At 45.7% G+C, this 26,210-nt stretch carries 24 protein-coding genes; 6 read left to right on the top strand and 18 right to left on the bottom strand.

Annotation, left to right across the window (positions count from 1 at the left end; genetic code table 11):
* Nucleotides 1-18 precede the first annotated feature (18 nt).
* The 5 genes from G519_RS0123840 to G519_RS0123825 form a co-directional block, all read right to left on the bottom strand.
* Nucleotides 19-975 carry an ABC transporter permease gene (locus G519_RS0123840; RefSeq protein WP_029196835.1) on the bottom strand — a complete coding sequence of 319 codons (957 nt, stop codon included), beginning with the start codon at nt 973-975 and terminating at the stop codon, nt 19-21.
* Between the two features lie 121 nt (nt 976-1,096).
* Nucleotides 1,097-2,296 carry a hypothetical protein gene (locus G519_RS0123835; protein WP_029196834.1) on the bottom strand — a complete coding sequence of 400 codons (1,200 nt, stop codon included), beginning with the start codon at nt 2,294-2,296 and terminating at the stop codon, nt 1,097-1,099.
* A gap of 184 nt (nt 2,297-2,480) precedes the next feature.
* Complete coding sequence (locus tag G519_RS44270) at nt 2,481-3,737, bottom strand: glycoside hydrolase family 36 protein (RefSeq protein ID WP_051253629.1); 1,257 nt, start codon at nt 3,735-3,737, stop codon at nt 2,481-2,483.
* Nucleotides 3,653-3,976: a helix-turn-helix domain-containing protein gene (locus tag G519_RS53645; protein ID WP_161632954.1), complete on the bottom strand. Its 324-nt coding sequence runs from the start codon at nt 3,974-3,976 to the stop codon at nt 3,653-3,655. The genes G519_RS44270 and G519_RS53645 overlap by 85 nt, the downstream gene beginning before the upstream one ends.
* Before the next feature lie 201 nt (nt 3,977-4,177).
* Nucleotides 4,178-5,482 (bottom strand): sn-glycerol-1-phosphate dehydrogenase, encoded by a 1,305-nt coding sequence (locus G519_RS0123825; protein ID WP_029196833.1) that lies wholly within the window; start codon nt 5,480-5,482, stop codon nt 4,178-4,180.
* Nucleotides 5,483-5,627: 145 nt separating this feature from the next.
* On the opposite strand from G519_RS0123825, the gene G519_RS0123820 reads away from it, so the two are divergent.
* Complete coding sequence (locus tag G519_RS0123820; RefSeq protein WP_029196832.1) at nt 5,628-6,374, top strand: DUF2161 domain-containing phosphodiesterase; 747 nt, start codon at nt 5,628-5,630, stop codon at nt 6,372-6,374.
* On the opposite strand, the gene G519_RS0123815 is transcribed toward G519_RS0123820, so the two are convergent.
* The 5 genes from G519_RS0123815 to G519_RS0123795 form a co-directional block, all read right to left on the bottom strand.
* Complete coding sequence (locus G519_RS0123815; protein ID WP_029196831.1) at nt 6,371-7,321, bottom strand: NAD(P)/FAD-dependent oxidoreductase; 951 nt, start codon at nt 7,319-7,321, stop codon at nt 6,371-6,373. The genes G519_RS0123820 and G519_RS0123815 overlap by 4 nt on opposite strands.
* 68 nt (nt 7,322-7,389) lie before the next feature.
* Nucleotides 7,390-8,622: an MFS transporter gene (locus G519_RS0123810; RefSeq protein WP_029196830.1), complete on the bottom strand. Its 1,233-nt coding sequence runs from the start codon at nt 8,620-8,622 to the stop codon at nt 7,390-7,392.
* Between the two features lie 101 nt (nt 8,623-8,723).
* Nucleotides 8,724-10,043 carry an ABC transporter substrate-binding protein gene (locus G519_RS0123805; protein ID WP_029196829.1) on the bottom strand — a complete coding sequence of 440 codons (1,320 nt, stop codon included), beginning with the start codon at nt 10,041-10,043 and terminating at the stop codon, nt 8,724-8,726.
* 161 nt (nt 10,044-10,204) lie between these two features.
* Entirely contained in the window at nt 10,205-11,041 is an 837-nt protein-coding gene (locus G519_RS0123800; RefSeq protein ID WP_029196828.1) for a carbohydrate ABC transporter permease, read from the bottom strand.
* On the bottom strand, nt 11,041-11,925 hold the full coding sequence (locus G519_RS0123795) for a carbohydrate ABC transporter permease (RefSeq protein WP_029196827.1): 885 nt from the start codon (nt 11,923-11,925) through the stop codon (nt 11,041-11,043). The genes G519_RS0123800 and G519_RS0123795 overlap by 1 nt, the downstream gene beginning before the upstream one ends.
* Nucleotides 11,926-12,173: 248 nt before the next feature.
* On the opposite strand from G519_RS0123795, the gene G519_RS0123790 reads away from it, so the two are divergent.
* Genes G519_RS0123790 through G519_RS0123775 form a run of 4 tightly spaced genes read left to right on the top strand, consistent with a single transcriptional unit; the run spans nt 12,174 to nt 17,095 of the window.
* On the top strand, nt 12,174-13,910 hold the full coding sequence (locus G519_RS0123790; RefSeq protein ID WP_161632953.1) for a cache domain-containing sensor histidine kinase: 1,737 nt from the start codon (nt 12,174-12,176) through the stop codon (nt 13,908-13,910).
* Nucleotides 13,907-15,535, top strand: a complete 1,629-nt coding sequence (locus G519_RS0123785; protein ID WP_029196825.1) for a response regulator — start codon at nt 13,907-13,909, stop codon at nt 15,533-15,535. The genes G519_RS0123790 and G519_RS0123785 overlap by 4 nt, the downstream gene beginning before the upstream one ends.
* Before the next feature lie 52 nt (nt 15,536-15,587).
* Nucleotides 15,588-16,022 carry a hypothetical protein gene (locus tag G519_RS0123780; protein ID WP_029196824.1) on the top strand — a complete coding sequence of 145 codons (435 nt, stop codon included), beginning with the start codon at nt 15,588-15,590 and terminating at the stop codon, nt 16,020-16,022.
* Complete coding sequence (locus G519_RS0123775) at nt 16,022-17,095, top strand: phosphodiester glycosidase family protein (protein ID WP_029196823.1); 1,074 nt, start codon at nt 16,022-16,024, stop codon at nt 17,093-17,095. The genes G519_RS0123780 and G519_RS0123775 overlap by 1 nt, the downstream gene beginning before the upstream one ends.
* A 274-nt stretch (nt 17,096-17,369) precedes the next feature.
* On the opposite strand, the gene G519_RS0123765 is transcribed toward G519_RS0123775, so the two are convergent.
* Together G519_RS0123765 and trmL are read right to left on the bottom strand one after the other, a co-directional pair.
* Nucleotides 17,370-17,624 carry an AbrB/MazE/SpoVT family DNA-binding domain-containing protein gene (locus G519_RS0123765; RefSeq protein ID WP_029196822.1) on the bottom strand — a complete coding sequence of 85 codons (255 nt, stop codon included), beginning with the start codon at nt 17,622-17,624 and terminating at the stop codon, nt 17,370-17,372.
* 182 nt (nt 17,625-17,806) lie between these two features.
* Nucleotides 17,807-18,271, bottom strand: a complete 465-nt coding sequence (gene trmL, locus G519_RS0123760; RefSeq protein ID WP_029196821.1) for a tRNA (uridine(34)/cytosine(34)/5-carboxymethylaminomethyluridine(34)-2'-O)-methyltransferase TrmL — start codon at nt 18,269-18,271, stop codon at nt 17,807-17,809.
* Nucleotides 18,272-18,414: 143 nt separating this feature from the next.
* On the opposite strand from trmL, the gene G519_RS0123755 reads away from it, so the two are divergent.
* Nucleotides 18,415-19,128, top strand: a complete 714-nt coding sequence (locus tag G519_RS0123755) for a response regulator transcription factor (RefSeq protein WP_029196820.1) — start codon at nt 18,415-18,417, stop codon at nt 19,126-19,128.
* 105 nt (nt 19,129-19,233) lie between these two features.
* Here G519_RS0123755 and G519_RS0123750 read toward each other — a convergent pair whose 3' ends face one another.
* From G519_RS0123750 to G519_RS44265, 6 genes are all read right to left on the bottom strand, one after another.
* Nucleotides 19,234-19,869, bottom strand: a complete 636-nt coding sequence (locus G519_RS0123750; RefSeq protein ID WP_036633682.1) for an SGNH/GDSL hydrolase family protein — start codon at nt 19,867-19,869, stop codon at nt 19,234-19,236.
* 31 nt (nt 19,870-19,900) lie between these two features.
* Entirely contained in the window at nt 19,901-22,099 is a 2,199-nt protein-coding gene (locus G519_RS0123745; RefSeq protein ID WP_029196818.1) for a glycosyl hydrolase family 95 catalytic domain-containing protein, read from the bottom strand.
* Between the two features lie 15 nt (nt 22,100-22,114).
* Complete coding sequence (locus G519_RS0123740) at nt 22,115-22,993, bottom strand: carbohydrate ABC transporter permease (RefSeq protein WP_029196817.1); 879 nt, start codon at nt 22,991-22,993, stop codon at nt 22,115-22,117.
* A gap of 15 nt (nt 22,994-23,008) precedes the next feature.
* Nucleotides 23,009-23,965, bottom strand: a complete 957-nt coding sequence (locus G519_RS0123735) for an ABC transporter permease (protein WP_029196816.1) — start codon at nt 23,963-23,965, stop codon at nt 23,009-23,011.
* A 109-nt stretch (nt 23,966-24,074) separates the two neighbouring features.
* Complete coding sequence (locus G519_RS0123730; RefSeq protein WP_029196815.1) at nt 24,075-25,709, bottom strand: extracellular solute-binding protein; 1,635 nt, start codon at nt 25,707-25,709, stop codon at nt 24,075-24,077.
* A 217-nt stretch (nt 25,710-25,926) separates the two neighbouring features.
* A partial coding sequence (locus G519_RS44265; protein ID WP_244280199.1) for a transposase occupies nt 25,927-26,210 on the bottom strand: 284 nt, incomplete at its 5' end.

The raw sequence follows: 26,210 nt of genomic DNA, 5'->3' as shown, positions 1-26,210 counted from the left end.
CTCCGGTCTCCTTCCGTATCAATACAAACCTTCCCCGGTCATCTTTTTACTAAACATATTGCTGATCATGATTAACATAAGACCCACAACCGACTTAAATAACCCGATAGCGGTCGTGTAACTATATTGCCGATCAACAAGACCTGCCCGATACACAAACGTATCGATAATCTCCCCATTTTCATTGTTAAGCGGGTTAAGAAATACAAAGACGCGTTCGAAGCCGAAATCGAGAAAATTCCCAATATGAAGCAGAAATAAAATAACAATCGTAGGTAAAATACTTGGAATTGAGATGGAAAACACTTGACGAATCCGGCTGGCTCCATCAATTTGTGCAGCTTCATACAGATCGGGATTGATGCCAGCAATTGCGGCTAAATAGATGATGGTCCCCCAACCGCTATCCTTCCACACCCCAGAACTGATTAGAATGGTCCGAATATACGTATATTCCCCTAAGAAATAAATAGGTTCTACTCCAAATAAGGACAGCAAATGATTGACGATTCCCGTGGAAGGCGATAAAACTCCTACGACAACTCCGCCGACGATAACCCATGACAGGAAATGCGGCATATAAACCACGGTTTGAACAATTCGCTTATACATCATAACGCGCACTTCATTGATGAGAAGAGCCAAAATGATCGGTATCGGAAAAGCGAAGAACATATCGTAAATACCGATTAATATCGTATTTTTCAATATCTGAAGGAAATCCGTATACGCGAACATGCGTTGGAAATTTTCTAAGCCTACCCATTTGCTTCCTTTAATTCCTTTGAAAATGTTGTAGTTTTGAAACGCAATGACGGAACCGAATAACGGGATATATTTAAAAAGTAAGAAATAAATAATTCCCGGTAATGAGATCACATAAATCGGCCAATGTTTTCGTATAAAAGCCCATTTCTGACTCTGAGATGTGAAATCGTAAACCGTTCGATCGGATGGCTGAATTTTACTGGCCATGTTGTCCTCCCCTTCTTGCATGCTGCATCAATTTGACTTCTTCATCTTACTAGGGTTGTCCGGGGGTAGCGATGGTGAAACTTATAGAGGATTGTGTTTTTTTACGATTGGAAAATCAGAATCAACGAGTGATGCCATAGCGCTTCGCTGCACTTCCGTACAGCCAATTCTCCGCAACAAAAATGGCCGTGTCATGATCGATCCAACCTGCTTCGACCTGCCCCCACAGGAAATCGCTCACAATCCGTTTGACAAGTAAAATCTTGCCGTAGCTCCACTCCATACAGCGGGCATCGGATACGATAAGCGAGCTTTTGATCGCTGGAAGCGCTTCTAACCGGTATTGCATGCTGTCTCGGTATGTACTTGCCCGAAAATTAAACCACCAATGTCCGCCCACATGAACATTCGGAAAATTCCATGCCGCTTGCACAATATCCAGATTGTTAAGCTCCGAGGCCACCACAAGCTCGAAGGTACAGGCATAAGCTTCAAACAAAGCAGACAGCTTCAAGATACGGGCCGGGTCATTGACCGGGGTGGCTGTTCCACACCAGGAACGTTCCACGCCGAGAAACAACTGAATGAGAAGTCCCCTCTGCTCAGCAGCGGCACCTAATTCGTGCAGTAGCATCATTAAGATCTCATCCTTAGTGCTGCCTTGCCCGATCACAACCTTGCGGTTCGCCCTGGCTTCATAGCTCGGCAATGTGGTCATGATGCCAAGATAACCGGCTTCCTTGAACTCGTCGAGTAGTTGCGTAAGCTTTTCACGCGATTGAGCGAATGCTGCAGCCGGGTCATGCGACAGCTCAACTTCTTTGACCCACCCGCCCAATTTCCCGTCGATTCGCGGGATCAGTATGGCATTTTCTCGCATGCCTTGGAACTCCGCATGCTCGGGTATATTTACAACGAACCTGCTAACGTTCATACGGTCCGCGACTTCTTGCGCCCATGTGGCACTTTGCGCGGTCTGTTTGACAGCAGCGTCGGCTTTCAGTACCGAGGCAGCGTCGCTGATCACAATGCCATATAGATTTTTGAAAATTTGGGTCAACACCACATTCATCATCGTGTTTCTTGATCCATGGTACGCTTCCAAAAAGGCAGCGATTCGTATATCCTCTGGGAGCTCCATGGCATTCGCCGGATAACCCGCAGCCTGCAGCTCGCGAAACAACCAGAAATAATGCGCAATCTCCCAGAAGTCGCTTGCACAGAGACGATCCCCTACAAGATGGGTGTGCGTATCCAAAACAGGCAGCTGCATGATACGTTCCTCAAACGCTTCCTTACCGTGCTTCATCTCCATATTCATTCCTTTTCCTCCTCCTATCACAACTATGTCCTGATGGTACAATGGTTGCTGTATCTGTTCCATGGGATAACTTCCGCTGGGTTGTGATTTTTTATGATGTCCCTTAACTACCCTTTATTCATAACAAAAAAACCACCGACAAAATGGTGGTTCGATGATCCTCCCAGTGTGCTTACCTTAAGTTCTATTGGATAAAGATGGTTGCTAAGCCCGAAGCCGGAATATCAAGCTTATGAATGCCTGTCGTCAGCATGGCAGACAGCTCCTCGACAATGTCTCCGCAGCAATTTTTAATAATCACCTTCGCTGTTCCAACCTCACCGGTAACCTCTAGATAGAGTCCATCCTGCCTTCTGCCGTTGACAACGATCCATTGTGACACAGGTGTTCCTGCGTCAATAGGTACTAATTGCTCATGATAAGCGACAACAATCCCTCTATCTTCTTTAACTGCTCTGACTATCGGATACAACAGCTCCGGATTCAAAGGCTCAATACGACCGTCTAATAACAAATCACGGTTCTCTTTCCAGAATGAAAGCCAGTATTCTAGCATCGTCAAATGGTTGGAAGGCAGCTTATCCAGGAGGACGGATACCTGAGGCACCGAAAATAGACAGTTAATCAACTGTAAGGCGGCGCTTTCCACGGGTTCCTCCGGGTGCCACATGATCATATCGGCATGAGTCGCCGTATCTCCGCAAGTCAGCCTAATGTCTAAGGTGCGCACACGATTCTGGATGCTGTCATTCGGACAATCGGCTGCACGGAACATATTGCCGTATTTGCGCATAGCAGGACCTATGTACATCTGACGGAACTCGATCATGATATCAGTATTCAATTCTCTCAATCTACCTATGGAGTCAGTCAATAGGCGGTCAACGGCTGCCGGTATGGACTCATAATCCTTGCCGGGGGTTGTTGATGGAAGCTGCTGTTCAGGCGAGTAGAACGTATCAATGAAATCTAGCTTGAAGCCGTCCAAGCCCCATTCTTTCACCGCTTCTTCATATTTATTTATGATATACTCTCGAACATCAGGGTATCTCGGATCGAGCACGGCTGCCCCATGATTTTCATTAAATCGCAGAATCTTATCTTTGAATCGATCCCACACCTTACTGTATTTACCGATAAAAGGTACCGAGTACCAAAGGATAAACTTCATGCCTAGCTCATGAACTGCATCAACATGCCGCTTCATATCGGGGAATTTGCCGTCATAAGTCTCCCAATCGCCACAGTACGCATACCCCCTGCGGTTATCTTCCGTCTGCCAGCCATCGTCCACAATGACGGCTTCCATCCCCAACTTCTTGGCCAAACAACACTGTTCTTCGATATGTGTGTCTATTACATTCTGATGCATACTGTACCAGGTCGAATACATCGGTTCCTTGGCAGCCGCAGGAACGAACGCCGGACGATATTCCGGCATGGCGCTCCACCACTTTTGAACGCCGTGAAGGCTTTCATAGTAAGGAATATCTCTCGTATCCACTCACTCACAGAAGGAAGGGATTCCTCACCAAATCTTTCTTTGTAGAACTTAACCCAGTTCGTGATCGTGCTAGGAGACACTGAATATTTACGTGCAAGATAAGATAACTTCGTTCCACTAAGTGCCTCTTGAGCTACCTTGATTCGTTGCTCATCATATAGGATATTGCTTTTCATACGTCTCATTCCCCCTCACCAATATTGTACCTTATTGCATATTGATGACTCCAATCTAATTAGGGGGCTTCAGAGATTTGATTGGATTTGCTCCAATGGAGTTGCAGTTTTCGTCCTGATAATCTAATCGGATGAGCAAAAAGGCTGCCCCTCAAGTTAATCTATCTCCTTGAGGGACAGCCTTATTTAAAGATAAAACGTCTACAGCAAACGCTGTAAACGCAGGATCGTGAAACGGTTGCGTACGAAAAGCGCATCCTGCAGGGACGCCTCCACCAGCTCCGGCTCCACACCGAGCTGCTCCGGCGTTACCGGTCCCTGCACGGCCTCGAGCCATGCGATGAGCTGCGCCGCTGCAGGGACCGCTCGGGCGATGGCTTGCACATCGCCCCACTTCTCCGCGATGCGCGCCTTCAGTGCGTGCGCAGGGGCAGCCGTGCCATTCGCCGGGAAATTCTCGGCGATGACCTGCTCGGCCATGTCCCCATAGACCTGCCGGATGCGCTGCGCATCCGTAAGCTCGCTGGGGACATGGCCTTGCGCTAGGCGCGCAGCGGCCTCGTCGGCCGTGAGCCCCCGCAGCGCCTCATAGCGCTGCGCCATGAGCACGGTCGCGACGCCGACCTTCGCGCCGTGCAGCAGCGCCCGACGGCGCTGCTGCAGAAGCACCATCTCCCAATAGTGGGAGAGATGGTGCTCAGCCCCGGAGGCCGGCCGCGAGTGGCCGACCAAGAGCATGGAAAGGCCTGATAGGATCAGGCCTTCCATGAGCCGGAGCAAGCCGAGATCCGTGCGCTGCGCGATCTCGTCCAAATGAGCCGTGCAGAGCTCCACGGCCTCCAGCGTCAACCGAGCGCTCAGCTCGCAGTAGTGCTCGCCGAGCAGCACGCGGCCAAGCGACCAGTCGGCTAGCGACGTGTGCTTGCCGAGCATGTCGCCGAGGCCGGCCGCGATCATCGCCTGCGGCGACTTCGCCAGCACGGCGAGGTCGGCGAAGATGGCCTCCGGCGCGCAGGCCGGGATCGTCATCTTGAAGCCGCGCACGATGAGCGGCGCGCCTACTGACGCGAAGCCGTCAACGGACGCCGCCGTCGGCACAGACAAGAACGGACGCTTCGTGCGATGCGCTACGAAGCGCACGATATCGTGGACGGTGCCCGCGCCCACGGCCACCAACACCTTCGATGAAAGCGGCGTGTCCAGCATCACCTGGACAATCGCTTCTTCATCGGCTGCCACTTCCCCCATCGCGTTCTCACGAATCACGCTGATGCTTACCTTCACCTGCGCGGTTTCCAGCAGCTCGCGCAGCTTCTCTCCAGCCGCTTGATACGTCCTTCCGTCCGCGACAAGCGTCACTTCCCCATAGCCGGCTTCCTTCACATACCCGGCTACCTGCGCCAGCGCATCCCGTTCAATGACGATGCGCCGAATCCCCACTTCATGCCGTTGACCACATACACACTCGAAGCTGCATCCCAGCCAAGCATCTAAAATCTCACTCATCACACTCGTCCTCCTCGGTCCCGCTGCTCTACTCGCATCAACATGTACGTACAAGTAATTCTTCCCCTATTCTAGCAAAAGCTATGCTATAATGGAACACATTCTGGCTGCAATTCTTGTAACTAGAGAGGAGTTCATTAACCTCATGCCTATCCAAACAGAAACGGAGCTTTACGCTCCGATTAAACAATATTTCGAGCAGCGGGGATACACCGTTCGTGCAGAGATTAAGCATTGCGACTTAGTTGCCATTCGCGGTGATGAGCCGCCCATCATTGTCGAATTGAAAAAAAGCTTCAATATTCCGCTCCTCGTGCAAGGCATCGATCGTCTGCGGCTGACGGATCAGGTCTATGTCGCTTTCCAGCTTCCCAATAAAGGACGAGCGCCGCATCGACTGCAATGGGAAGAGATTCGACGTTTATGCCGGATGCTCGGCCTAGGTGTCCTGACGGTTCAATTTTTCAAACGCAAACAGCCCGCAGTGGATCTCGTCTGCGAGCCTACTCCCTATCTATTGCGCCCAAATAAAAGGGCAGCCTTGAAAGTCGTCAATGAATTTCATGAACGCAGTGGGGACTACAATGTCGGAGGCAGCTCTCAGCAGAAGCTCATGACCGCCTACCGTGAGAAATCGCTTCATTGCGCCTACCTAATGCGTCAACACGGACCACTCAGTCCTCGGCAGCTTCGCGAATTCACGAGCAATAAAGCCGTGAGCTCTCTTCTTCAAAAAAACTACTACCGCTGGTTCATACGCCAAAGCCGCGGCATTTATCATATTACCCCACTGGGGGAGCAGGCATTAGCGGAGTATGCCCATGTTGTAACTACTTTTCCAGGGGCGGAGACGTCCTACTCATCTACTCACCTATCTACGCTAAACTCTTAAGAGCGAACTACAACCCGATGTATGTTCGCTTCTTCCTTCAACATCAACAGCGCTTTGTTTATCCAAATCGCCGCCTGCGCCCCTTCTCCCATGGCAATGGTCACTTGCTCCGCGTGGACACCAACGTCCCCAGCTGCCCACACAAAAGGCACACTTGTCATTTTACTGCGGGCATCCGTTACAATGTGGCGATTCTCCATTCGCTCAGCGCCTAACTGCCGTGCCAAATCCGACTTCACTTCATTCCCGCCGAAGGCTATGAACCCGCGCTCCGCACCGATTCGCTCCCCATTTGCCAAAACGATCCCGCGAAATAACCCATTAGTTTCAGCCATCACCTCTAGAATATCTTCCGCGACATAGGTAATTCTTTTTTCCTTCAACTTAGCTAAAAGCTCGCTGCTCACAGCCCTTTGCTGGTGATTCACATAGGTCAGCCTGTCCGTACGAGAACTAAGCGTCAAGGCCATTCCCGCTCCGGAATCACCAGATCCCATCACGATGGTCTGTTTGCTTTTAATCTCATAGCCATCGCAATCTGGACAGACGTAAACAGTCAACCCTAGACAGTCTTTCAGCTTGGGCAGCTCGGGAATACGGTCCAGAAGTCCTGTAGCCAAGAGTAAAGTTGGGGCTTCATATCCCATACCCGACTTCCCCCACAGCTCAAATCCGTCCCCAGGTTTACCTTTATTTACAGCTTGCACAACTTCATCTTTGACGAAGCTTACACCCAGCTTCTCAGCTTGAAGCCTTCCTAACCGGCGAAGCTCTTCCCCCGATACACCATCTGGCCACCCCAATAGGTTATGATAGCTTTTACATAGTGTAGACCGGCCATAGCCGGCGTCTATAACAAGCACACGATGCTCATATCTTCCTAATTGAATGGCCGCTTGAAGTCCAGCAATGCCTCCGCCCACAATTAGGCTGTCATACTGCTCCATAACCGCACGTCCTCTTCTCCTGTCATCTACATTTTAGGATATCCGAGTTAACGCGCTTTCATGCTCAACTATTCATTCTTAATCGACCATACAAGGGCAATTTGTGACATTGCGGCAATCATTAAAATCCATGGGATCAAGCCCCCATCTAAATCACTTCCAAATGAAATTAAACAAATAATGGAAATCACACGTCCAACATTTAAGAAAAACTCCCTAACAACTACACTTTCTACTTTCAATTGACCTTTAAGCGGCAGCTTTGCAATGAGGCCATAATAGTAGCCAGTCATTGTATTCCCTTGCAGCGGAGAGAAAATAGAGTACAAAATCATGAAACTTACAACCGTCCATACATTAACATTCCCTAGTAAAAAAGATACACCAAGGAGGTAGCCAAGTGTTGATATCGCCAAATAAAGCCGAGCTTTATTAACATTTGCGTATTTAGATATAAAAATGCCCATTACGATGGATAGACTAGAGTATAATACCCCGAGATAACCTACAATATCTTCACGCGGCATCACTTTAAAAAGTAGAATATTCGGTAGGAAAAGCATCGTGCCTTGTAGCAAACCCATTCCCATAAATCCAAGCAGCGCTTTCAACCAGTCACGTTCTTTCTTCATAATAAGACCAGTCAGCTTCAAGTAATAAACGCGATGATGTCCGCCTGAAGCTTTAATTTTCAATGAAATCAGCGCCGCTAGTAAGAACATACAGAATGCTATGGAGAAGACGATGGTGTAACCGCTAAGTCCTTCTTTTAAACGGATAATGAATCCGGCAAGCGCCGGCCCCGCTAAGGTCGCAGCTGTGAAAAAAATCATATTAAATGCCAGATACCGAATCCGGTTCTGTTCGTTAGACACATCATACATCAGGGTCAAATAACCTACCCAGTAAAAAGCACCAGCAAGTCCATTAAAAATGGCAAATAGGATATAATATTCGACCAGTTTCTCTTGTGCTAGAATGACGCTCAAATAGAAAAGACCTATGAGCATGATCCCTAGTCGATACGAAACCATTCGGTCTTTCTTCTTAATCATCAGGCCGCCAAGCGCAAAGCCAATCGGTGTTAAGATGAAAACGACCATACTGTATGTACCATTCACTACGACACTGTGCGTTAACCGCCATAAGTACAAGTTTAAGAACACGCCCGACATGGAAGCGCCAAACTGAAAAATAGAATGAATAATTAATGAAATTACGGCCTCACGAGACAGTTGCTTCTCACGCGGAGATGAATTTCCTCTGCTATGCAGCCAAGACCTGATTCTTATTATCATCATAGACCTCCAGTCCTCTTCATTGTAACAGCCTATTCCTTTTCTGTTAAACAGCAAAAAGCCTCAGCATTGGCGCTGAGGCTTTATTACCACCCATTATTGAGTTACTTCTTAAGGCTATCCCATGTTTTCTGGAATTCCTCAAGCATTTGATCCTTCGTATACTTCTTCGCTACATAACCTTGCATAATATCGCCGAATTTTTTACTGGAAGCTTCGCCGCCTGGGAATTTGAACCAGTTCCAGCTAAGTGTTTTACCAGCTTTGCTGTAAGCGATAATGTCAGCTGCCAAAGGTCCTAGAACTTTCTCGTCAGCAGGAATGGATTTGAATGCAGGAATGAATTTGAATTCTTCTGTAATGTATTTCTTACCGATATCGGAAGTTACCATCCAGTTCAAGAATTTCTTCGCTTCGTCTTTCACAGCAGAGTTCTTGTTGATAACCCAGTTGTTTGGTACACCAACGAACAATTTATCGTTCGCTGCAGCGTCATCGTTGATCGGCATTGGCAAGAAGCCAATTTTGATGTTTGGATTTGTTTTGGTAATTTGAACTTGTGTCCAGTTACCTTGTTGTGTCATTGCTGCTTTACCTGTAGCAAAGTCAGTTACTTGCGTATTGTAATCTGTTTGAAGCGGATTTTTGTTACCGTATTTCAACTGTAGATCAAATAGATTTGTCCATTGGTTAAATACTTCGTTACCCGGAATTTTAGCAGTGCCTTTGTTCAAACCATCAATGAAAGCATTTGGATCCTTTTGGTAAGCAAACGGTAGGTTTACGAAGTGGTTACCCAGTACCCACCACTCGCCATAGCCGGTTTCAAAAGGTGTAATTCCTTTTGCTTGAAGCTTTTTAGCTGCATCTTCCAATTGTGTGAGCGTTTTTGGCAATTCCGTAATGCCAGCTTGTGCAAACAAGTCTTTATTGTATTGGAAACCATAACCTTCAAGGTTCAGCGGTTGTCCATATATTTTACCGTTTTTCGTCATTGGCTCTTTCGCTACGTCTACAAGATCATTGACCCATGGTTGATCGGAAAGATCTTCTAGGTTTTCGATCCATTTATCGAGATCCGTGAAACCACCGTTGTTGAAAATATCCGGTTTGTCGCCGGAGTTGAACTTCGCAAGCAAAGCTGCGCCGTAATCAGCACCGCCGCCAACTGTATCCACTTGAATTTTAACGTTTGGATTTAGCTTTTGATATTCTTGAACGAGTTTGCCAAGTTGATCGGCGATTTCTACTTTGAATTGGAACATTTTAATCGTAACTTGTTTACCGCCTGCAGCAGGTGTTGCTGTTGCCGCTCCACCCGTAGTTGCACTTGGAGTTGGCGCTGTTTCTTTCTTCGCGCAGCCAGTAGCAACTAAAGATAGAGAAAGTACAGCTGCCATACTGATCATTGTTAATTTTTTCATTTTGGTAAAGCCTCCCTTTTAAGTTTCAATCAGCTTACCCTGATAACGATTCGTTAGCTCGTCATCAGCTTACATGGTTTATTGTAAACACTTACTTAAACCCTTAACACAGAGGATATTGAACATAAAGGTGGAAGATTTTGAACATATTTGCAAAATTGTTAACCTTTTACCGAGCCAGCCGTTATACCTTCAACAATATGTCTCTGCATGGCTAAAAAGAAAATAACGATCGGCAGGACGCCTAGTGTAAGACCAGCTAAGGCCAAATCCCATTGCTTCGTATATTGACCAAAGAAAGAGAACGTTGCTAGAGGTATTGTTCTCAGATCTGGGCTATTTAACACGAGGGAAGGCAACAAATAATCATTCCATATCCATAAGCTGTTTAAGATGACGACTGTCGTAGACATTGGCTTTAACAATGGGAAAACAATTCGCCAAAATACCCCATACGGAGAGCATCCATCCACTGTGGCTGATTCTTCAATCTCCAGCGGAATGGATTTAATAAAACCATGGAACAAGAATACGTTCAGTGAAACACCGAATCCAAAGTAACAAATAATCAAACCGATCTTGCTATCCATAAGTCCAACTTGACTCGCAACACGCACGAGCGGAATCATGATGGATTGAAACGGAATCACCATAGCAGCAACGAAAGCTATAAATACGAGATTGTTGAATTTACTTGATTTGCGCACCATTCGATAAGCGGCCATGGAACTAATCAACACAAGCCCTACATTACTGAGCACGGTAATAATTAAGGAGTTCATAAAAGCACTTGGGAACTTCATGATTGTCCATACCTTCGTATAGTTGTCAAGATATAAGCTTGACGGAAGCTTCGCTGTGCTGGCGGCCAGCTCCGGAAATGTCTTAAGGGAGTTGACGATGACAAAGTAGAAAGGGACTAGAAATACGAGTCCAATCAAGATGCCAAGCACCTCGAGAGTGAATAGTCGTCCAGAGTATTTTTTGACGGATTCCATTAAACTTCAACCTCCTTGCGTTTCGTATACATGACTTGGATGGTCGAAATAATGGCCACTACAACGAAGAATACTAACGCTTTTGCTGTTCCTAAACCATAGTTGTTATTGCGGAAAGCTTCTTGATAAATATTGATGGAAACCGATTCTGTTGAGTTGAACGGTCCACCTTTGGTCAAGGCAAAGTTCAGGTCAAACATCTTGAAGTTCCATGAAATGGTCAGGAACAAACATACGGTAACAGCCGGCATAATGAGTGGTATTATAATGTTCTTAAGCACTTGTAATCGTGTAGCTCCATCAATATAAGCCGCTTCAACCATATCTTTGGGCACATTCGATAGCGCCGCAATATAAATGATCATTAAGTAGCCCGAACCTTGCCATATACTGACGATGGCGATTGCCCAGAAGGCTGTAGGTGCATCACCCAACCAAGGAAGTTGAAAAAAACTGATATGGGTCAAATCTCCTAACGTCGCGAACCCTTTGACGAAAATAAACTGCCAAATGAAACCAAGCAGAAGTCCGCCAATCACGTTCGGCATGAAGAAAATAGTACGCAGTACATTTCTGGTTTTCAGTGCCTGAGTGAGCAAGAGCGCCAAAAGAAACCCGACAAGATTCGTGAGAATGACATCCGTCACGGTTATTCTTGTTGTAAACCAGAATGCGTTGCGATAGTCGGTGTCATGAAAAAGAAGGTGCTTGAAATTATCTAAGCCGTTGAACTTCACGGTTGTTGTCACACCATTCCACTCGGTAAATGAATAATAAATACTCATGAGAAAAGGAGTAACAACAATGAGCGCGAAAAAGATCAACGCTGGTCCGATAAACACCCATTGTTGGATAAGTCCTGCTAGCCCTTTGTTGTTCTTCATGGGAATTTCCCCCTTACGATTATGTAACTATACCTTAAGTATAAATCCCTTATTCTTGGTAAAACACAGATTCTCGTGATGCATTAGGTGGAATTTGTTGACCTCTCCTGCTACAATGTAGGGTGAAAACTTCTATTATGAAACCGAGTTGATGCCGCTTGTTCCGACATAGTATGCGCAATAAATTAATTCTATTTTTGCTCATTGCGACCCTTGTCCCGTTTATTACATCGATCGTGGTATCTTACTTGTTTACGAAAGAAAGAGTCACGGAAGACACGATTACGAATAATTCTGCCCTTATCTCCCAAGCAAAAATGAATATATTGAACTACTTAAATGGTGTTGTCCAAGCTTCAACGACCATTTATACAGGTCAACATTTGTCTGAACTTGGTCAGCTTTACGAAATTTTGCAAACCGAACGAGACATCAACTACATGAGTGATAAGGTTATCAAAAGCGGACTTCAGGTCATGTCTCATTCTGTTAAAGAGATCAAACAAATTTACCTTTACGCCTCCGTTAGTGACCGTTCTTTTTTGGCAAGCAACGACTATCAAAATAGCGCAAAAGGCAAATATGAGTCTCTTCGTCCTTTTCCTGATAACAAAAGCGTTTATTTTGAAACGACCCATCCAAGTCATAATTACAATATTGCACTTAACGTGTATTCTGCTCCAACTCCTGTCCTATCTATGCATCGTAAGGTCATGTACTCACCGAGTAACACCTCGATTGGTGAGCTGGTTATTGATCTTCAGCTTAATTTAATCTCTGACATCTCCCAAAGCTTATTCACCCATAACCAAGAAGAGCTATACATCCTTGATGATGACGGGTTCATTGTCTTCGGTCCAGATGCTGCGAAATGGGGACAGCCTCTTGATAGCAGCTGGGGAAATGAAGCTATTCACAGCGGGCTCGATAAAGGATCGTATGAATGGACCAAAGGCCCTTATGCGGGAATAAATGTGTATGAAAAAATGAAGACTGACTATGTCAGCTGGACGATCGTCAAGCGTCTTCCTTACGATCAATTAACGAAAAATGCCAGACAGTTAGCATTAATTAACTCTTTAGTGCTTACTTTTTTTATGTTGATTGTTATTGCTGGAACTGTTTATATCAGTATTCGATTTACAGCACCTATTAAACAATTGATTCGTTACATCACACGCATACAGTCTGGGCAAGTGCAATTAGGTGAATTGAACGCGGATATTGAACTGGCTCGAACGGATGAAATGGGGATTCTTGCTAATCGATTCCATGGCCTCATGCAGGATTTAAATCAAATGGTCATGCGTGAATATCGTCTTGAGCTTGCGAACAAATCGAATCAGCTTATGGCCCTTCAAGCTCAGATCAATCCTCACTTTTTGAATAACGCGCTCCAATCGATCGGAACACTAGCTTTGCAGCATGATGCACCAAAGGTCTATGCTTTGATTGCGTCCCTTGCCAAAATGATGCATTACAGCATGAACACGAATGAATCCGTCGTTCCTTTACGTAAAGAACTCGATCATATTAAAGCCTATCTCGAACTGCAAAAACAGCGCTTCGAGCACCAATTCGAAATTATTTATGATATCGAAGAAAGCACGAAAGCAATCTCTGTACCCAAGATGATCCTTCAACCTCTCGTTGAAAACTATTTCAAGCATGGCTTTAAACCGAGCTCCTCAGCTTCGGGCTTATTACGTATTCAAGCGATGAAGCATATCGTTCATGAAGATGAATACTTGAAACTCATCGTGGAGGATAACGGGATTGGTATAACCGAGGAGCGGCTCCGCGAAGTAAGAAACAGACTGAATGCCCCATCGATAACCGATGAGGCTTGTATTGGGCTTAGTAATGTACTGACCAGAGTACAGTTGTACTTCACTGATGATGCATTTCTAGATGTTGAACACGTACAGCCCCAAGGTCTACGGATCGTGATCCATATTCCTATGAAAAAGGGAGCACTTGAATGAAAGTATTACTTGTTGATGATGAGAAGCATGTGCGGGATGCTATCCGCCTGCTTGTAAACTGGAAGCAGCATGGCATAGAAACGATCTTAGAAGCTCAAGATGGTGAATCGGCCATCGAGATCGTAAATCGTGAACATCCTGCGATTATTATGACCGATATGATGATGCCAATTATGAATGGCGTAAAATTGCTCGAGTGGCTGCATACGCATGCCCCTAACTCGAAAACGATCGTCATCAGCGGCCATGATGACTTCTCTCTGCTTCGCCATACGTTGAAGTATGGCGGAACGGACTATATATTGAAGCCCATTGATCCCGAGCAGTTAAATGAAGCGTTAGATAAAGCCATTCATGCTTGGAATAAGGATGAGGAGCTTCGTCATACCAATCGAGAACTGAATATCGAAATGAACCAAATTAAACCCATGTATTGGGACAAGCTGCTATCGAACTTAATTGCCGAACCCTCCGCTTATGAGCAAGCGGCCGAACAGCTCGAGAAAGAGCTTCATTTATCTCGGACAATTCGAGAATGTCGTGTCGCTATTTTATCCTTAGATACGATGGAACGCAGTGTGAAGAACAAGTTCAGTCACAATCTGGACCTGCTGCTCTTCTCGCTTATTAACATATGTAATGAATTCCTGGTTAACGATCAGCGCGGTTACGCTTTCCGCCATTGGAACAGCGATAACGAAATTGTATTGCTTCTATGGAAGGATCAATCTGGCTCCGAGGCATTTCTCGCAAAAATTAATGAAGGTATACGCACCGCACTTCATACCCGTGTGGACTTCGGTATTGGAAGCTCTCAGTCGTTTCCTACGGATTTGGCATTATCGTATCAGGAAGCTCGCAATGCCCTCAGACAGCGAAATCTCAAGGCCAAGGAAACATGGATTCATAGTACATTGAAAACAGCCAAAACCGTTCAGCCTGCGCTTACTTTCAGCCAATATGAGGAACGAATTCAACTCGCTATACGCAGCGGCAGCATTGACCAAATTCAAGAAACGGTTCAAGCGTGGATGGATGCCGTCAAACTGAGCGAAGCCATTACACTTGAACAGCTCGATCATTGGTGGCGGGAGTACAGGGTGATGAAGCGCCGGTGGGTGCAGCAATTTTTCTCAAACATTAGTGAAGATCAGGTCAAGCAGCTTCTCCTGGATGAGCCATCCAGTTTAATCGTTCCGCTGGATGAGTATGGGATCCTGTCCCTCTCTTTATGGCAGCAGGAGCTCACTCGGAGCATTGTTCACTTGTCGAAGCTGCTTCTTGAAAGTCAACAGAAAGACAAAAGCGTTATTTTTGAAATCGCCGAGTTCCTTGAAAAGCACTATCACGAAGATGTTTCGCTTCAGGATATTGCGAATCGCTTCTACCTCAGCCGCGAGTACATCTCACGGAAATTCAAACAAGAGTTTGAAGTAAACCTTTCTGACTATTTAGGGCAAATTCGCATGAGTAAAGCAAAGGTTTTGCTGCGCAATCCACATCTTCGGATTTCTCAAGTAGCTGAAATGGTCGGTTACCAGGACGAGAAATATTTCAGCAAAGTTTTCAAAAAACTAGAGGGGCTTACCCCAAATGAATATCGAAAAACAGCGAATTCTATCTAAAATTCTGTAAAAAATATGGAATATGTTATACTAGTAATTAGAGGTGATTTTCATGAACATGCCCATCGAGACTACGACTGCGAATTCTTTCCCTCGCGCTGCTTCGAAGGCTACCAAGGTAAGAAAGAAAACGTACGTATACTTGTTTGTGGGTTGGGTCATGCTGATCGCAATCGGAGTGGCCGCAGCTATGATGTATACAGAGCATTTGAGGCAAAAAATTGCAACCGATATCGCACAGCAAACCCAGCAACAATTGCAAGTGGTTCAACAAGACTATCAGAAGCAAGTTAGCCAATTGAAAGATAGCGTTACGACCGATATGAAAGCTTTACAGACAAAGGTAGACTCACTGAATGAATTACTGGCTTTCACGAAGGACAGCGCTAACAGCAAAACCGATAACAGCAACCAACTCTATACGCAGCTTGCCGACGTTAAGAAGAAGCTGGAAGAACTGCAAAAAAATCTGGATGTGTTAAAGTAATGAACGTAATTAGCATTCAACAGATTAACCGCATCCTTCTACTTGCTATCGCCCCATTCCTGGGGATGCTGATTTGGCTGCTTTTCGTTTCGGCGAATGTCCCTATCAACCCATTGGTACATAACGCGTCTACGCCGATCTCTTTTCAACAAGAAACGCTTACGCTTGATAATTTGCTGACTAAGGCGAATACAGATGCTGTGCAAACCAAGTCAATTATCCAGCAATATTTCCAACTTTATGAGAAAAGCTCCGCGGAAGTAGCAGCCATGCTCCAGAATGCTGCAGCACAAGCTGCCAAACCCGGCATTATCTATAATACGCGGATAACGGCCAAGCTCGGCAGCCCAATTAGACAAGCTTCTTCTGGGAATATCGACTTGAAACTTTTCGCTTTAAATGAAAGCAATTATAAAGGTTATGCACTTAAAGTAAACCTTAAGAGTGATAAGGCCATTAAACTTGTGCTTGGCAAGGATAAAATTGGCTCCAGTGAAACAACGCTGGATGCAGTCACACGTTATGGGGCTATCGCTGGTGTGAATGCAGGCGGCTTCGCAGATGATAATAAAGGCAAACGCTATCCGCTCGATACAACTATGATGAATGGCAAGTATGTGAATGGGTTCTTTCCTACCAATAACGATACGACCTTCATTGGCCTGAATAAAGACCGCAAGCTCATTGGCGGTAAGTTCAGTTCTCAATCTGAGCTCGACAAGTTGAACCCGCTTATGGGATCTACCTTCGTTCCGGTTCTCCTGAAGAATGGCAACAAGATGTCGATTCCCTATCAGTGGCAAAGCTCACCGTCAAGAGCAGCGCGGACCGTCATGGCCAACTACAAGCACGACCAGCTGTTGTTTATTGTGACCGACGGCTATGACGAGAGTGGTAATTCTGGAGCAACACTTACTGAGCTGCAGGACAAAATGCAGCAATTAGGCATAGTCGATGCGTATAATCTGGATGGGGGCGGCTCTACCACTTTAGTATGGGGGGGCAGCGTCCTCAATCGCCCGTCCGATGGGAAGCTTAGGCCGCTAGCGACCAACTTTCTATTTTTTAAATAACCGAAATTATTCACACTTTATTCGTTTCTTTTTTTAGAAGGGTTGGGTATAATAAGCCTTAACTATATGCTTTTACGGTTTACAACCCAAATTAGGAGGTGCAGCAATGTTTGGTTTATCAGCTACATTTTGGCTCGTTAACACCGTTTTTCTATTATTCATCGTCGCTATGATGACGGCTTCCTATAACGAGGACAAAACAAAAGGTCTGTAGACAATTGAAATGCAAGTAAAAAAGCATCTTTCTCCATTAAGAGAAAAGATGCTTTTTCTATTACGCTCTAACCTTTAACAAGTTCATTTCAGTTACACATACGCCGCAAATATAGCGATCTTTGAATTCATTCACACTTTCCATACTTCCGCAGAACACACATTTTGGACGATATCTCTCCAGAATGATATGGTCACCCTGCACCAAAATTTCAACAGGATCTCCTTCATTCATTTGATATCGCTTTCTTAATGATTTAGGCAGTACAATGCGTCCCAATTGATCGACTTTACGAACGACTCCAGCTGGCTTCATCATAGGACTTCACCTCTCTTCCGCTCACGTTTTCCATGCTCTCTACTTCATCTAGCATATCTATACGGACTGATACCGATAACTATTCGCCGTTATTTAAGAAACTCCTGCTAATAACATGCTGAAACTTTCTTTTCCTGTCAAATATGTCGGCACAGCCTAGTATGGATAGGGCTTATGGATTAATCAAGACCTACGAAACCGGTCTGACGCAAGCCTTCATACAGCATGATCGCTGCCGAATTCGATAAATTAAGCGATCTGACCGCATCGGACATCGGCAATCGAAGCAAGGTTTCGGGATGCTGAGCTAACAGTTCCTCAGGAAGTCCTTTGGTTTCTTTGCCAAATACAAAAAAATCTCCGTCCTGAAATGTAAATTCTGTGTAACGCTTGGTTGCCTTCGTTGTTGCAAAGAAAAAACGATGCTCTTTGTAAGCCTCCAGCACCTCATCAAAGGAGTCATGATACTCGAGCTTAACCGAGTGCCAATAGTCCAGCCCAGCGCGCTTTAACGTCTTGTCATCCGTCTGAAAGCCTAGCGGTCTAACCAAATGGAGATACGTGCCTGTCGCCGCGCAGGTTCTGGAAATGTTACCTGTGTTTGCAGGAATCTCAGGTTCTACTAATACAATATGGAAAGCCATCTCTGTCAAATTCACCTCATTCTCTATCCTATTATAAGCGAATGCGGATTGCAATTTTACACAGGGTTAACTTTATCTTAATATCTCGATGATAGAGCGCTGTCATAATAGAGTTATCCTCGATAAAAGGAGTCCACCCATCGATGAAAAAGAAAATTCTAGTTGTTGACGACGAACCTTCCATTTCCATGCTTATAGAATTCAACTTGAAACTTGTAGGTTTTGAAGTCCATTGCGTTTTCGATGGCGAAGCTGTCTTCGATGCTATCCAAACGTTTCGCCCGGATCTCATCGTTCTCGACTTAATGCTGCCGAAGATGGACGGGTTTCAAGTGTGCCGCAAGCTTAGAAACCAGAATAACCTCGTTCCCATTATTATGCTTACAGCCATGCAGGATCTCACGGATAAAATTGCCGGCTTGGATAACGGTGCTGACGATTATATGACCAAACCCTTTTCACCGCAGGAGCTCATTTCTCGTATTCAGGCCATCCATCGTCGAATCCAAACTTTACCGTCCACGACAGAAAATGCGCCTATCACAATTGGCCAAATCGCAATAAAAGCCGATCAACGCGAAGTCATGGTGAATGGCTCCCCGATTGAACTTACACCTAAGGAATTCGAGCTGCTGCTCTTCCTGTGTAAGCATCGCGGCAAAGTTCTTAGCAGACAGCAGCTTCTCCATGGAGTGTGGGATTATCACTTCCTTGGAGATACCCGAATCGTCGATGTGCATATCTCTCATTTAAGAGATAAAATTGAGAACAATGCACGCAATCCGGAATATATTATGACCATCAGGAACGTTGGCTATAAGCTAACTGAGCCTGTTGTGAAGGAATCGCTGGCGTAATTGCCTCTTCGCCTTTCCGCTTCCGCATTCGGCGGAGCACCAATACGAAAGCCCCTGAGAACTCAGGGGCTTTTCTTTATGTTCGCATATATAAAAGACCATAAATTATATTTCCGCTCCGACCGCCTTAAGCCATGCTTTGGCTATTAGAGCATGCCCTGCCGGCGACGGGTGTACGCCATCTGGCGCCCAGTAGCTGGAGGGTGCAAGCATCGAGGCTTGTGCGAAAATCCCGTCAAGCGGAACCAGAAGGGCACCAAATTCCCGTGCTAACTCCCGTACGACATTGATTTTGGGGTCTAGATCCTCACGCCATAACTTTCTGTCCTCGGGCACTGGCAGCACAAATGGCTCGATCAAGATGAGGTTGGCTCCAAGCCCCTCTTTCGTGCGAATAAGCAGTTCCCGATAGCCTTCTTCGAATTGTTCCACAGATGTAGGATCATTCCGATCGTATCGTCTCCAGCAGTCGTTAATACCGATATAGATTGATACCCAGCTCGGCTCCAGCGCGATACAATCCTGTTCCCAACGAGATTGGAGGTCTTTCACTCGATTCCCGCTGATCCCACGATTCAAGAATGTGACTTGTTTTTCCGGATAAGTGGAACCTAATAGAGCTGCCGTCATCAAAGCATACCCTTTACCCAAATCGGATGGATTATCTCTAACCCTACCGGCGTCTGTAATACTGTCCCCTTGAAATAATACAATGTCGCCTTGCTTGAATGGCACTCCCATTTGCACATCCTCCTAATCTAATTTTAACCTGTTAAAATCCGTAAAGACGCCAAGGCTTATGTCCGCCGAAAAAGCAGACAACCTTCCGCGGTGATTCCACGGGAAAGATTCGCCAATCAGGCATCTCAGCTCCTAGGGAGAGGATCGCTTCATCCCCCTCGTTCAAATCCAAAACGATTTCATCTTCACCTGCTTTTACATAGACGGTATGCTCGGCAGCTCTAGTTCCTGATATCTTCCAGTGAATTACACCGGTCATGCCTGTCTTGATGATACACGGCTCCCCAGCCAAGCTTTTCACTCGAATCATTTGGGTTTCACCATTACGACGCACCGCACTGATTAAGAATGCTCCTTCGGTCCGTAAATTTTCGAAAGATGCCTCCTGCCACTCATCGGGCACGGCTGGGAATATGCGTATCTTGCCGCCCCAGCTTTGAAGCAGCATGTCGTGGATCGCTTCTGCACCAGCGAGGGGCGTCTCAATGACGGGCCCTGCTTCTTTATACATTGTATTGGGTTTCAAGATCAACATCAACGATTGCAAATAGCGCAGCGCCTCATCTCCTGAGCCGAGAATAGCAGCTATGGAAGCCGCCCCAGTAAGACTGAAGCCGCGCAAGTCGCCTTCCTTCCCGATCCAATGACGCAGCGAGGTTGCGATCAGCTTCCGATCCTCTTCCTTGTCGCAGCCTATCAGGTGAAGCGGAAAAATCGCAAGCAGATGACTGAAATGTCGGTGACCATATGCAAGAGGTGTGTCTTGTCCAATCATAAATCCAGTCTCATCTACTGGTAACGGAGCCAGCCTTTCCAGAATTTCCTTCCATTGCCCTGTAAGCGGATCTTCCACCGTCAGCCGCTGGCATATTTCCAAAAGAGTCTGGCAGCCCCAGCGCAGCAAAGCAAGGTCATAATGACAGTCACGCACCTTTGTTTTCATAAAGGAGCCATATTCAGGTGAAATGGTAGGCGGAAGATGCAGACAGCCATCATCGCCTTCTTCAAGAATGTGAAGATAATAATTCACACTTCTGCGCAAAAGCGGAAATAAGATGGTTTTGAGCATCTCATCATCCATGCTGTACCGATACTGCCGCCACACATTATGGCAAATCCAGTTCAAATTCCCTACTTCATCATCTACTTTGGCCTGCAAATCATAGCTGCAGCTGCGACCAAGTCCTGCAGAATCATGCCTGCAGGACTCCGGAACATTCGTTATTAGATTTTCCCTGTTTTCGTCTAATGCGCGAACCAGCGACATCCCTATGTCCAATCGATTGGCGGTATACACCGGAGAATAACTCATTTGTACATTCATATTGAACCAAACGCCAGGCCATGGCGTTGAAGTTAGCCACGGGCCTTGATTATCAATCAATGGCTGATCCGCTCTCGTGGCTGAGGCCAATTTATACATTTGAATCCAATAGAAGCTTTGGAGCCGCCCATCCGGAATCGAGACGAAGCTTTGCTGATAATAGTTGTGCCACCATCGACGGTGTACGCCCACCCATGCATCGAAATCAACGCCTGAGGCTTGAACAACCGCATCCACCGCCTCACCAATTACAGCTTCGTTATGCCCATTAATAACAGACATGAAGCAAACTCGGCGATTTGGCGACACTTGGACCTCCTTCCAGGCTGTCACGCACCCATCCTCGCCTGAATATCGTTGAATGCAAAGGTTCACGCCATCTCTAGCCGTTTTTTCCACACCAGTTGCAGGTATATATTGATTTAAATTAAAGCCATCCGCATTTTTCAACACGTGATCCACTTCCGGGTAGGCATACCACGCAAACTGCGTGCCACGCTCCCCTTCTGATATCTCTATCTCGATAGCCATAACCGGTTCCTCGCTATGGACAATAGAGCGAAGCTTTACCTCACCCCGGGTCGTCGTCAAATGAGCACGAAGCTCCGCGTTCCATAAGTCCACTCGCATGCTCGTCGGATGATAAATCATGCCTTCCATCTCTAGGTCAAGCTCACCAATGGGCACGCGTGGAGAAAACCCGGGTTTATCCGTTCGGTTTGCTGTTACGTCTGTGCGTCCCGTGACAAAACGGAGCACATGCCGTTTCTTCGCATTTTCCTCCCCATATACCATCGCGCCGATCGAACCATTGCCAATGAAGGCTCCTTCTTCCCAACTGACAGGCTTCACAACCCATTCCATATCGTTGTCGGCCATAAAATGTTCCCATTCTATGTCATTCATTGCCAGCAGCCTCCCCTATCCTTTAATCGCTCCGATTAGAGCGCCTTTGACGAAATACTTTTGGAGAAACGGATAAACAAGCAGAATCGGTACCGTTGCCACGATAATGGTCGCGTATTTCAATGTAACTGAGAGCATGGCCGAGGCGCCGTCTGAGGCCCCTAAGTTTGAGCTAGCTTCCCCTTGGAGCAATACTTCGCGCAGTACGAGCTGCAGCGGATAAAGTGACCGGTCCTGCAAGAAAATCATCGCATTAAACCAAGAATTCCAATGACTGACGCCATAGTACAATAACATAACGGCAATAACCGGCATGGAGAGCGGCAAAATGATCCGGAACAAAATGACAAAGTCATTCGCGCCGTCTATTTTAGCCGACTCCTCCAACGCATCAGGAATCGCTTCGAACGCAGTTTTCATCAGAATAAGATTAAAGGTGTTAATCGCTTGAGGAATAATGAGCGCCCATAGAGAATCGACGAGTCCAACCCCTTTAATCGTCAAATAGAGAGGAATCAATCCACCGCTGAAAAACATCGTAAACACGATAAACAGCAGCAGAGGTTTACGGTAGGCTAAGCTTTTCCTCGATAACGCATAAGCCCCGAAAGCTGTAAGCACGATATTGATAAACAATCCCACCAGCACAACAAAAAACGTATTCCCGTATCCTTTCAGGATCATGGGGTTGCGAAACACATTCGTGTAAGCATCAAATGAAAATCCGAGCGGCCGCCATAAAATACCTTTGTGCCCCATCAGAGTTCCAGCGTCACTAATAGAGGCAAACGCCACATAAACGATAGGATATATCGTAATGATCATCAAGAAAGTCAAGAAAATCACATTGATAGAATCAAAGCTTTTTTCTGAAAATGTTGCCCGGTTCAGCATGGCTATACCTCCTTTCTACCATAAGCTAGTATCATTAAATTTACGGCTTAACCAGTTGGAACAAATGAGCAGAATAAAATTGATCACCGAATTAAACAAGCCAACCGCCGAGCTGAAGCTATAATTGAAATCCTGTAAACCGACCCGATACACGTAAGAAGATATCACATCTGCCGTTTCATAAGTGCCTGGATTATAAAGCAAAATGATCTTTTCGAACCCGACGTTCATCATTCTTCCGATCTCCAAAATAAGCAGAATGATGATCGTCGGCATTAAGCCGGGAAGCGTCACATTCGTCATCTGCTTCCACCTGCCTGCGCCGTCTATTTTAGCCGCTTCATATTGTTCCTGATCAATGCCAGTCAAAGCCGCCAAAAAGATGATCGTTCCCCACCCGATATGCTGCCACACACCCGACGATACATAGACGGAACGGAAAAAGCTAGGTTCAAGTAAAAATGTCGTCCGTTCCCCACCGAAAAAGACAATGATGTCATTCATTACGCCGTCGCTAACGGTGAAATCTTTGATGATGCCGCAGATGACAACTAGTGAAATGAAATGAGGCATATACGTAATGGTCTGCACCGTGCGTTTAAATAAGGCATGTCTCACTTCATTGAGAAGAAGCGCTAGCACGATCGGTGCCGGGAATCCGAACAATAGCTGATAGAAGCTGATAAGTACTGTGTTTTTTAACGTCCTCCAGAAATAAGGTCCGGTAAAGAATGATTGAAAATGCTCAAAGCCTACCCATTCGCTCCCCCAAATGCCAAGGCGTGGAGAAAAATCCTTAAAGGCGATAATAGCCCCATACATCGGTCCATAATGGAAGATCACATAGTAAAGCAGTACGGGAAAGAGCATCACATAAAGCAGTTTATTTTTACGAATATCGATCAATATCCCTATTCGGGATCTCTTTTTCGGTATGAAGGTACTGACCGTTTCAGGACTGATTGTGTTCATTTCTCTGCTCCCTCTCTATCCTTAGGCTAATTCCTTGCAGGTGAATACAAGCCACTTACCAAAGGCTGGCTTATGATTCCGTATTCACCTGCAAGATGCCCAAAAGGTGTTATCTTTTGTTATAGCGGTCAAGCGCATCCTGATAGATTTTTGTGACCTTATCGATACCCATTTCATTAATGCGTTTTACGTACTCATCGAACTTCTCGATAGGTTCCTTGCCCATAATGAATTTCACGAACATTTCTTCTTTATAGCTCGAAATCACTGTGTTCAATTTGGCAACTTCCTTGCTTTCGTCTATTGTTGGTGTAATGAAAAGCGGCATAACATGCTTGACTGCATCCGTTTCACCCCAAATTTTAATCGCTTCGTCCTGCTCCTTGAACGTATTGAAGCTTTTTCGGGAGTCACCTAGAAAAGGACCATTCGGCTTCGTATACTGTGATACCATTTGTTGAAGATTAAACTTCTCATTTTTGGTAATTTTCTCGCTAAATTTAGGGACATTGTTTTCCATCTTGTAGCTGTCGCCTTCAATACCGAAGTTGAACAGCAAGCTGCCTTTGTCACCATAAGCATAATCCATCCATTTAACCGCGAGCTCAGCGTTCTTCGAATCGCCTGACACGGCTTTACTGGCAACCGGATTGTACTTGAAATCACGCTGACCGATAAAAGCGCGTTCCCCTTGCTTCAAAGTCGGATATGGAGCTGCAACCAGCTGGAATTTCGGGTTTTTCTTCTTCCCGGTATCCATCCATCTGCCCATCCCACCGCTTAAAAGACCTACCGTTGCTCCCGCACTGTCACTCATTAATTTGTTGTCCAACGCTTTGGAATCCGTGTTAAGTGCAAAGTCTTTATCAAGCAGTCCTTCCGCATACCATTTACGCAGCAGAGTCAAAGCATCTTTAAACTGCGGATCGATTGGACCGTATTTCACCTTTCCTTGATCATCGATATAGAATCGATTGGCCGTTTTGAAGGCGCCAATAAATGCGTCCTGAATGTTCAGCTCGTTACTATACTGAGCCGTAAATGGTGCAGTTGCGCCTTTCTTTTCTTTGAACGCTTTTAACACGATATACCATTCATCGATCGTCTTCGGAACCTGCAGGTTCAATTCATCCAACCAGTCCTTGCGAATCATCGGTCCTCGGAATACTAACCCATTGTCGGGACGAATCATCGGAAATGCGTAATATTTGCCGCTGTCCGTTTTGATCATCCTGTCTAATTCCTTGTCCTGTTGAAGCAATTTCTTTAAGTTCGGCGCATTCTTATCTATCAAATCGTTGAGCGGAAGAATGACTTTATCGGCAATCGCTTTCTCAGGTCCGCCTGGATAAGCGGCAGTCCCGCCTCCGCCCCAATTATATTCAATTACATCCGGTAATTTATTGGATGCAATCATTAGATTGAACTGCTCCTTCGATTGCCCGTCAGCCGGATGTGTATACTTCACTTTCACACCGGTTTCTTTCTCAAGCTGCATGCCGAATGGCGATTCCGCCAGATTAGGAACGAAAGATGCCAAGTTGGTGTCGATCTGTTCCCAAGATGTTAACGTTTCTTGCGTACTAATTGGATACTTAGCTCCAGCCGCTGTTGGGGCAGCAGATGCTTTAGGCGAAGATGTGCTCACACCTGCCTCTTGTTTGGAACAACCAACGAACATACTAGATGCCACTACAACGCTTAATGCCATACTAAAAGACTTCTTGTTCACATATTTCCCCATGTAAATCCCCCTCAGATGAATTGGTTCTAGGCACTTCGGTGCGCCGTGGTTTCATTATGTAACGAAAACCATGCGGCGGATATCGTTAAAACCGAAACTGCATCATTAAAATCGCTAATAATCAACCTTCAATTTACGCAATCGCTATGTAAAAATGGAAAAGCCGTGCAAGCATGCTTGTACGGCTTCTTTTAAGTCATTGAATATCTTTATTTGATTATCCAACTAGCTCAGGATAGGTAATCGTCGTAGACGATAGGCAACAATGAACTAACCTATTGAATAACTCGCTTTTGACCTCACGGCGGTTGAATCGATAGCAAAACTCATCGAGATATGCTTGTAGGTGCTTAGGATCTAAGCCGTGGTAGGTACCACCAATAAAAGCTTTCGCATTAGAGATGATCGTATGAAGCCACTTTAGATGATCTGGATTTTCTTTCAGGTCGTACTTTTTGGCTTCATGGTGGAAGCCATTTTTGGCCAAAGCTTGATAAGAAC

It is taken from the genome of Paenibacillus alginolyticus DSM 5050 = NBRC 15375, from assembly GCF_000422905.1.
Classification (GTDB): Bacteria; Bacillota; Bacilli; order Paenibacillales; family NBRC-103111; genus Paenibacillus_E; species Paenibacillus_E alginolyticus.
This window is presented reverse-complemented; position numbering and strand designations above follow the sequence as displayed.